10 protein-coding genes are annotated in these 8,923 nt (G+C 48.0%); 4 read left to right on the top strand and 6 right to left on the bottom strand.

Annotated elements, in window-relative coordinates:
• Nucleotides 1–630, top strand: a 630-nt coding sequence (locus RMO27_RS12955) for an ATP-binding protein (protein ID WP_309733105.1), incomplete at its 5' end; no start/stop codon positions are given.
• 371 nt (nt 631–1,001) lie between these two features.
• The gene (locus RMO27_RS12950; RefSeq protein WP_309733103.1) at nt 1,002–2,474 is read left to right on the top strand and encodes a tetratricopeptide repeat protein; all 1,473 of its coding nucleotides are present in this window, start codon (nt 1,002–1,004) and stop codon (nt 2,472–2,474) included.
• Between the two features lie 218 nt (nt 2,475–2,692).
• On the opposite strand, the gene RMO27_RS12945 is transcribed toward RMO27_RS12950, so the two are convergent.
• Complete coding sequence (locus tag RMO27_RS12945; RefSeq protein ID WP_309733100.1) at nt 2,693–3,586, bottom strand: shikimate dehydrogenase; 894 nt, start codon at nt 3,584–3,586, stop codon at nt 2,693–2,695.
• A 152-nt stretch (nt 3,587–3,738) separates the two neighbouring features.
• On the opposite strand from RMO27_RS12945, the gene RMO27_RS12940 reads away from it, so the two are divergent.
• Both RMO27_RS12940 and RMO27_RS12935 read left to right on the top strand, forming a co-directional pair.
• Nucleotides 3,739–4,212: a Dps family protein gene (locus RMO27_RS12940; RefSeq protein ID WP_396133703.1), complete on the top strand. Its 474-nt coding sequence runs from the start codon at nt 3,739–3,741 to the stop codon at nt 4,210–4,212.
• A gap of 77 nt (nt 4,213–4,289) precedes the next feature.
• The gene (locus tag RMO27_RS12935; RefSeq protein WP_309733097.1) at nt 4,290–4,910 is read left to right on the top strand and encodes a helix-turn-helix transcriptional regulator; all 621 of its coding nucleotides are present in this window, start codon (nt 4,290–4,292) and stop codon (nt 4,908–4,910) included.
• Between the two features lie 96 nt (nt 4,911–5,006).
• Here the strand turns inward: RMO27_RS12935 and RMO27_RS12930 are convergent, their stop codons facing one another.
• The 5 genes from RMO27_RS12930 to RMO27_RS12910 form a co-directional block, all read right to left on the bottom strand.
• Nucleotides 5,007–5,234 (bottom strand): ferredoxin family protein, encoded by a 228-nt coding sequence (locus RMO27_RS12930; protein WP_309733094.1) that lies wholly within the window; start codon nt 5,232–5,234, stop codon nt 5,007–5,009.
• A 61-nt stretch (nt 5,235–5,295) separates the two neighbouring features.
• Nucleotides 5,296–5,580, bottom strand: a complete 285-nt coding sequence (gatC, locus tag RMO27_RS12925; protein ID WP_309733092.1) for an Asp-tRNA(Asn)/Glu-tRNA(Gln) amidotransferase subunit GatC — start codon at nt 5,578–5,580, stop codon at nt 5,296–5,298.
• A gap of 103 nt (nt 5,581–5,683) precedes the next feature.
• Nucleotides 5,684–6,205: a photosystem I assembly protein Ycf3 gene (locus RMO27_RS12920; protein WP_309733089.1), complete on the bottom strand. Its 522-nt coding sequence runs from the start codon at nt 6,203–6,205 to the stop codon at nt 5,684–5,686.
• A 221-nt stretch (nt 6,206–6,426) separates the two neighbouring features.
• Nucleotides 6,427–8,274: an ATP-dependent zinc metalloprotease FtsH3 gene (gene ftsH3, locus RMO27_RS12915; RefSeq protein ID WP_309733087.1), complete on the bottom strand. Its 1,848-nt coding sequence runs from the start codon at nt 8,272–8,274 to the stop codon at nt 6,427–6,429.
• A gap of 289 nt (nt 8,275–8,563) precedes the next feature.
• On the bottom strand, nt 8,564–8,923 hold a 360-nt coding region (locus RMO27_RS12910; protein ID WP_309733085.1), incomplete at its 5' end, for an aminotransferase class IV.

Raw genomic sequence — 8,923 nt, 5'->3', positions numbered from 1 at the left:
GCCACCGATAGTACCTATCTTGTCACTGCCCACACCCAAACCGATCGAGCGGAAACTTTGCTCTACAACTTAGTGCGCGGGGCTGGTGCCGACGGGCTATGTGCGATGACTTGGCAGCGGCAATTGACACCAGGGATTAGTTTGGTACGACCACTGCTAGCAGTCAATCGCGCCCAAACTGGCGCATTTTGCCAGGAATATCAATTGCCAGTCTGGGAGGATGTCTACAATCAGGATCTCAAGTATCCCCGCAATCGGCTGCGGCTGGAAATCATGCCCCAACTTGCCGCCGAGTTCAATCCCCAAGTCGAGAGTCATTTGGCACGCACTGCCGAACTGTTACGCGCGGATGTGGAGTATCTAGAGTCATTAGCTAGCGACTGGTATCGCCAAGCAGTAGACGATCGCGGTGTCAAACTCGATCGACTCATCCTCCAATCGCTGCCCCTATCCCTGCAACGCCGCGTCATCCGTCAATTTCTGACTCAGGCTTTGGGCAAGATGCCGACATTCACCCAGATCGAAGAGACGCTGGTGTTGATCGACGCGCCCAATCGGACTCGCACCTCGACGTTCAGTCAGGGCTTGGCAGCCGAAGTCAACAGGGGGTGGATCGTCGTGCGGCTCTAAAGCGATCGGCTTGATCGAAAGGCAGAATTTCAGCAATTTTACTGAGAGATATTGTATCAAGACATACGTTGTCGTTAATCTATGTAATTAGAAAGTGTACATCGATACTTAAGAAGAAAAGCTATACAGGGAAACATCTTTGAGTTGGCATCGTCATGCCAATTACAAATAAATTGAAATCAGTCGCCGCTGAGGCTCAAGAGATTTGTTAAGATCTCATCAAGCTCCTCACTAATTGGTTCGCGATCCTATTGCCCTTTCAATGGGGCTAGTCGTCGAGATCGCACCTAGCTGACGGCCATAAAATTTGAATTAATCCCGATTTATCGCTACTGAATTTCGATCGCCACAATCATTCATTTAAGTTAATCATGAAGATTCAAAATAGACCGTCTGTGCGTAAATGGTGGTCGATGGAGCTACCGCTGCTAACTTTGGCTAGTTTGTTAGCCGTGGTTGCACTCTCGCCACGAGTAGTCGCCGAGCAACCAGCTTATTTAGCCGCTTCCCGGCAGGTCGCCCGCAACCCGATCTCTACTACTACCAATGCCAAAGCACCCCTGTCTGCCCGCAGTTATTACAATCGCGGGATGCGTCGCTACAAGGATCGAAATCTTGTCGGGGCGATCGCCGATCTAGATCGGGCAATTCAGTTACAGCCTAATTTTGTTGATGCTTATAATAATCGGGGCATTATTAAAGGCTTGAATGGCGATAACGCAGGTGCAATTGCTGACTATACACAGGCGATCGATCTCAATCCCAGATTTTTTGAATCCTATGCCAATCGCGGCTTTGCACGGTTGAGTACTGGCGATAAAGCTGGTGCCTTGGCAGATATCGAAGCAGCGAGTGCGATCAAGCCCAAAGATCCGCAGTTATTAATCGGTAAAGGCATTATCCAAGCCCAAGCTGGCAACAAAAAAGGGGCAATCGCCAATTACGATCGCGCGATTCAACTCAGCCCAAATAGTGTCGATGCTTACTACAATCGGGGATTAGCCAAGCTCGATCTCCAAGATCGCCAAGGCGCGATCGCTGACTATACACAGGCAATTAAACTCAAGCCAACCTATGCGAATGCCTACTACGGCAGAGGTCGTGCCAAAACCGAGCTTGGTGATTATCAAGGAGCGATTGCTGACTACGATCGATCGATTCAGCTCCAACCCGATCGACCCAATGCTTATCTCAATCGCGCGATTGCCAAAAATGCCATTGGCGACAGTGAAGGTGCCCAAAGCGATTACGATCGGATTGTCAGTCTCAAGCCCAAAGATGCGATTTCCTATTTCAATCGCGCGCTCGCCTTTGCCGAAAGTGGCGATCGAGCGCAAGCGATCGCTAATTACACCACCGCAATTAAACTCAATCCACAACTAGTTGAAGCCTATAACAATCGCGGCATCGTCTATTTTAATCTGGGCAATCGGCCGGCGGCGATCGCTGACTACAGCGCGGCCATCCGCCTCAAGCCTAGTTATGGTACGCCTTACCTCAATCGCGGCATCGCATTGTATGCAACTGGTGACTACCGCAAGGCTTTAGCCGATTACGATCGGGGCATCGCCCGCGATCCAAATAATGCCGAGTTTTACTTCAATCGTGGCGTCACTCACGCGCAACTGAATATGAATAAGCAAGCAATTGCTGACTACAATGCGGCCATTCGCTTGAAACCCAATTATGCATTGGCTTATAGCAATCGGGGCTTGCTGCACGCCGCATTAAAAGCAAATCCTGCGGCTACAGAAGATCTCAAGATGGCCGCAAAACTATTCCAAGCTCAAAATAATACCGTAGCTTATGAATCAGTGTTGCGGAAGTTGGCGACAATTAAATAAGTCAAATAAGTTGTGGAATTTATTTCTCTCACTCCGGTCGAGTAGTGACTCATCAATCAGTAACTACTCGATCCCAATCGCCGCAGGGTGGTTAATCCGATCGTGTTGCAGACATCATAACAAGTGGTTGTTACATTCAGATGCGATCGAGATCGCATTTTGCTGCGATGTATTCTTGCCAGACTAGAATGCGCTGGAACTAGAGTCGATCGAGTGGGTTAACTGTTGAGCGATCCCAGCACAGCCTGACGCATCACCGCGATCGGTGGAGCTTGGTGCAACCACAATTCAAAGGCGATCGCGCCTTGGTGGATTAACATTTCTAAGCCATCGATCGCGATCGCGCCATTAGCTGTTGCCAATTGTAAAAATTTAGTCGGTCGCGGCGTATAAATCAGATCGTAAACGATCGCCTGTGCGTCAAGTTTAGCCATCATCGCTTCATCGACAGGGCTGTCCTCAACATGTGGGTGCATCCCGATTGGCGTGCTATTGATTAATAACAAATTATCGCGATCGATAAAGGTGGCTAATTCGCCCCACAAGTGCGTCTGAATCTGCACGGATGAGGTTTCGCCATCATTCTTCTGAAGTTGAATATCCTGCCAACTAGCCCCAAATGCCGCTATGTTGGTGGCATTTTGTCCGAAGACATGAATCTCCTGGCAGCCTAACTGATGGCAACCCGCTACCACCGCCCGCGCCGCACCACCATTGCCCAAGACGATCGCAGTCGTCTCGCGCCAATCCCGCTGCATGGCCGCTAGCGGGGCAACAAATCCAGCAATGTCTGTATTGGTACCATGCCAGCCAGAGGGAGTGTTCCAGATGGTATTTACCGCCCCTACCGCCTGTGCCAGCGGTGTAATCTGCTTCAATAAAGGCATAATTGCTTGCTTGTGGGGGATCGTGACGCTACAGCCAACTACCCCGATGGCGGCGAAGCCAGCGAGTGCAGTGGCTAGATCCGCTGGCGCGACGGCAAAGGCTACATAGCGATAATCCAGACCTAATTTCTCGATCGCCGCATTGTGCATGGCGGGCGAGCATGTATGGGCGATCGGCTGACCGATGACACCTAAGAGTTTGGTGGTACCTGTGATTGGGGGCATGGGAGTTAGGTGTTGGGTGTTGGGTGTTGGGTGTTGTGGTCTAGATTGGTTGGCGTCTATTTGCAAAATGTTGAGATCTTATCGTGGTGCGAGGCGATCGACGTAAAATAGTAGGTAAGGATTGGTAAATATTCTCAGGATTACTAATAACCATGATGCAAGTAGATATTGGAATTGACGCGGATATTCGGAAGGAAATCGCTGATGGTTTATCGCGGTTGTTGGCAGATACATATACCTTGTATCTCAAAACTCACTACTTTCATTGGAATGTGACTGGGCCGATGTTTCAAACGCTCCATCTGATGTTTGAGACTCAGTATACCGAATTAGCTCTGGCAGTAGATCTGATTGCCGAACGGATTCGGGCATTGGGATTTCCCGCACCTGGTAGTTACACTGAGTACGCAAAATTAAGTTCGATTCCCGAAACCACCAGCGTGCCCAAAGCCACTGAGATGATTAAACTCCTGGTCGAAGGCCAAGAAGCAGTCTGCCGCACGGCTCGATCGATCTATGCGATTGCGGACAAAGCTAGCGACGAACCAACTGCCGATTTACTCACCCAAAGGTTGCAATTACACGAAAAAACCGCTTGGATGTTGAGAAGTTTATTAGACCAATAATCGATATCGAAAACAGATTCCCGACTTCTTCAAGAAGTCGGGAATCCAAGAATCATTTACCTGGGTAATCATCGCTCATGACTGAGGATTACACATTAAAATTGCAAGTATTAATGTACAAAGTCGGCATTAATAGCTTCAGGAAATTGTCTGAATTGACGGGTACATCCGATCGCACGATTCGGAAACTGAGATCGGGCGAACTCCACACGCTCCGCTGGCAAACATTAGTCAAAATTAGTAGTACTCTCCAAATAACTGTTAACGAATTACTCGATACATTTGGCGCACAATCTAGTTCCAACGATCGACAACAACTAGAGCTACTCCAACAGGAATATCAACATCTGCAACAGCAACTTCAACAGCAGCGAGAAACATTGCAAACTGAGTTTCAATATCAAAGTTTGCAGACATTAGAATCATTGCTAACTTATTTGCCCGCTGCTAAATATGCTGCAACTAATAATCCCAATTTTCCAGCCAGTAAAATCTTCCCCTTGCTACAATCGATCGATCGATTGCTCGCACAATGGCATGTGACCGTCCTTGGTGAAATTGGTACCCAAATTGCTTACGATCCTCATTGCCATCAATTAATTGAAGGAACTGCCAATGCGGGCGAACTAGTCGCAGTGAGATATTGCGGCTATCGACAAGGTGACAAACTGATCTTTCGATCGAAAGTAAGTAATTAACTTGCTTGAGGCAAAAGACCCCCGAACTTCTCGCAGAAGTCGGGGGTCTAGTCTAGTTTAGTTTATTTACATGAAAAATATTTAATCAACTCAAATCTAACTAGGTGTATTTTGTAAATCTGGTCTTTCTTCAGGTAAAATTGCGCCCTCGATCGGACAAACTTGAATGCAGATTCCACAATCGATACAAGTAGAAAAATCAATCCAATACCAATCGGTACCCAGAGTATTTTTCCCTGGCCCCTCGTGGATACAGGCAACCGGACAAGCCGCCACACAGTCAGCTATACCTTCACAAACATTGGTAACGATCGAGTGGGACACAATTTCTTCTCTACTAATAATTAATAATAGTTAATCGTAACGCAAATCGATTCCCAGATCCCTATGCCATGATTTTGGGCACTTTGAAAAAATCTGTTTCGCGATCGGGTGCTGCGGCATAAATACCAGCAAGATTTTGATATGAGGACTGTTCGTCATGGCGAGTGATATTACTCATGTCAATCGCCCTGGTTGTCGGTTCGACATTGTCGGTATCGAGTTCGCTCAGTTGCTCGAAGTAGTCGAGAATACTGCTCATCTGTCCGGCATACTGTTCTTCTTCTGCTGGAGTGAGTTCCAATCGGGCGAGGAGGGCTACTTTGTGAACTTGTTCGCGATCGAGCATAAGGAGGTTAATAATTGATAGTTGATAGTTGATAATTGATAGTTGAATGCAGATCTTTGCCTGAAGCCTAAGACCTAAAGCCTAAAACCTAAAACCTAAAGCCTTAAAAATAAATATCAATCTGAGAGCGTCCGGTGGTTTTGAGCCAGTTCTGGGCTTCGATGTAGTTGTTGGGAGCGATCTTGATGGCTTGAATCCAGTACTCAGCGGCTTTGCCGAGGAGGGCTTCGCTGGCGGTCATATCGCCTGTTTCGGCGGCTCTTTCACCTTGATAGTGATAAATGACCGCAATATTATTTAAGGCTTGGCACAGGCGCGAATTGAGTTCGACGGCTTGGAAATATTGGTTGAGGGCGCGTTCGTGTTCGCCATTACTCGCGTAGATCAGGCCCATATTGTACAAGATATAGCTGCGATCGTAGTCGTTTTCTTCGAGACGCAGGGCTTCTTCATAGTTGTCTAGAGCTTCGGCGTATTCACCATCGGCTTGAGCGGACATCCCGTCGCGATAATACACAAAAGCTTCTTTCGCACGCTTGTTGGTGGGCATGATCTTCAGGAGAATATCTGCCATGACTGTGAAGCTTTTGTCGATGAAGTTATCGTTCTTCTGGGTTCTTGGCATAGCTAAATTAGAAGTTCGGGAGGGAATCCCGATTGTTAGTTTAAGGTATTTTTACTTATAGCTATCTATTTTACTGGTTTGGGAAATGAAACCAAGGACTAGTAACATTTCTTGTGGGGATGCGCCCGCAGGCGATCGATCTCAACCAGACTAAAAAGCCCACACTAACTACTCGCAGTATAGTGTGGGCTTTTTTAACAGTCAACGCGTAGCTCGATTACTTAAGCGATCGCTGCCATTTTGACATCATTGGTAGCGAGGAGATCCTGAAGTTCTTCCGAATCAACAGTTTCCTTGTCTACCAACATGTTGGCTAGTTTGTCTAAGACATGCTTGTTACCAAGTAAAACCTCTTTGGCACGACGATAAGCTTCGGCAACTAATTGGCTGACTTCATCATCGATAACAGCCGCAGTCTCTTCAGAGAAATCCCGTTCGGAGGCGATATCGCGACCGAGGAACATGTTGCCTTGCTGACGACCGAGGGCGACGGGGCCGAGTTTCTCGCTCATCCCGTACCGCATCACCATTTGACGAGCAACGCGAGCGACTTGTTGCAGATCGTTGGAAGCACCAGTAGTAACTTCTTCTTCACCAAAGATGATTTCTTCAGCAATCCGACCGCCTAGGGCAACCGCCATTTGGTTTTGGAGGTAGGAACGGCTGTATAAACCTGATTCCATCCGATCTTCACTCGGTGTAAACCAAGTTAGACCGCCAGCATTACCGCGAGGAATGATACTCACCTTCTGGACTGGGTCGTAGTCGGGCATTAATGCACCAACGAGAGCATGTCCGGCTTCATGGTAGGCGACGAGTGTTTTACGCTTCTCGCTCATCACGCGGTCTTTTTTCTCTGGCCCTGCTAGTACACGATCGATCGCATCGTTAACTTCATCCATCGAGATTTCGGTCAAGCTGCGACGAGCAGCGAGAATTGCGGCTTCGTTGAGGAGGTTGGCTAAGTCAGCACCAGTAAAGCCAGGAGTCCGACGAGAGATCCGTTCGAGATCGACGTCTTTGGCTAGTGTTTTACCACGAGCATGGACATTCATGATTTCCAGACGACCAGCATAGTCAGGACGATCGACCACAACTTGACGATCGAAACGACCTGGGCGTAATAGTGCTGAATCTAGTACATCAGGACGGTTGGTAGCGGCGATAATAATAATCCCCGTGTTACCTTCAAATCCGTCCATCTCGGTCAGTAATTGGTTGAGGGTCTGTTCCCGCTCATCATTACCGCCACCTAAGCCTGCACCCCGCTGACGACCGACTGCGTCGATTTCATCGATGAAGACGATACAAGGAGCTTGCGCTTTGGCTTGCTCAAATAAGTCGCGAACGCGGGAAGCACCCACACCGACGAACATTTCCACGAATTCCGAACCGGAAATACTGAAGAATGGTACGCCAGCTTCACCAGCAACTGCACGAGCCAAGAGGGTTTTACCAGTACCAGGAGGGCCGACTAACAAGACACCTTTAGGAATCTTGGCACCGAGAGCGGTAAAGCGATCGGCATTTTTGAGGAAGTCTACAACTTCATTGAGTTCCAATTTCGCTTGGTCGATCCCAGCTACATCACCGAAAGTAACTTGGGTTTGGGGTTCCATTTGGACGCGAGCTTTGGACTTACCAAAGTTCATCGCTTGGTTGCCGGGGCCACTTTGGGCGCGACGGAGCAGGAAGAATAGACCAACCAGTAACAATACTGGGAAGAATAAGCTACTCAAGACGCGGAACCAGACGCTCTCATCATTCTGGGGCAGGACGTAAATGTTGCCCTTGACGTTATCCGTGAGAATGTTGACGAGTTGGTTGTCATTGGGAGGTAAGTTGACCAGTGCTTTCGTACCGTCTTTAGCTTGTACTAAAGCACGACTACGATCTGCACTCAAACCAACGTTCTCGATTTCGCCCTGTTTTACCTCTTGGATAAACTGGCTATATTTCAAAGTTTTTTGGGCTGGGGCTGGCTTCTCCAAGAATGTCGTTGCCAGAGCGATCGCCACAACTGCCAGAAGGACGTATAATCCGGCATTTCTCCACCGCTTATTATTCACTCGAAGGTTCTCCTATATATTTATTTCTTGACTGGTAACTATTGACAGTACTTGGTTTTACCCATTTGCTTCCCGTCGTTGCCGCCAGTTGAGCGCGTTGGCGTAGTCTACCGTAGGTAATCGCCAAATTTACTGTATGTTTTCTTTCTATTAACTTATGTTAACCTTTCTCTCATTTTATTGATAGGGTATTTTGTAGAAAGTTGGGAGTGGAAGATGACGGTAACAAATTGGAGTAGAGCGCAAGCGTCCAGATTTTAAGCTCCGAACTCCCATACTCCCAACTCAGTTAAACCATCGCCAACCACTGCATCGCTGGGTGTTGGACTGGATATCTTAGTTTACCCACAGGAGCGATAACAGTATGAATCGGAACGAGGTGGATTACCGAATTACTGTAACCGATCGCCTCTAGCTCTCCTACTAATTCTACATCCCACTCAATTTCTACAACCGATCGATTTTCCCGTTGGAGTCGTGTCATAATTTGTGATCGAGCGATGCCTGGTAAAATTCCGGCACTCAGGGGCGGTGTATACCAGCAGCCATCGCGATAGCCCCAGAGATTGCCAGTAGTGGTTTCGAGCCAGTCACCGCGATCGTTTGTCAGGATTGCTTCTTGGATATTGTGATTTCGTGCCTGTTGGAG

It is taken from the genome of Chamaesiphon sp. OTE_75_metabat_556 (genome assembly GCF_031378165.1).
Taxonomy (GTDB): domain Bacteria; phylum Cyanobacteriota; class Cyanobacteriia; order Cyanobacteriales; family Chamaesiphonaceae; genus Chamaesiphon.
Note: the sequence above shows the minus strand (reverse complement) of the source record. Positions and strands in the feature narration are given on the sequence as shown.

Coding starts and splice junctions, on each gene's coding strand:
- RMO27_RS12945 (WP_309733100.1), bottom strand. CDS start 3,586: ATGCCCCCAATCACAGGTACCACCAAACTCTTAGGTGTCATCGGTCAG.
- RMO27_RS12940 (WP_396133703.1), top strand. CDS start 3,739: ATGATGCAAGTAGATATTGGAATTGACGCGGATATTCGGAAGGAAATC.
- RMO27_RS12950 (WP_309733103.1), top strand. CDS start 1,002: ATGAAGATTCAAAATAGACCGTCTGTGCGTAAATGGTGGTCGATGGAG.
- gatC (WP_309733092.1), bottom strand. CDS start 5,580: ATGCTCGATCGCGAACAAGTTCACAAAGTAGCCCTCCTCGCCCGATTG.
- RMO27_RS12920 (WP_309733089.1), bottom strand. CDS start 6,205: ATGCCAAGAACCCAGAAGAACGATAACTTCATCGACAAAAGCTTCACA.
- RMO27_RS12935 (WP_309733097.1), top strand. CDS start 4,290: ATGACTGAGGATTACACATTAAAATTGCAAGTATTAATGTACAAAGTC.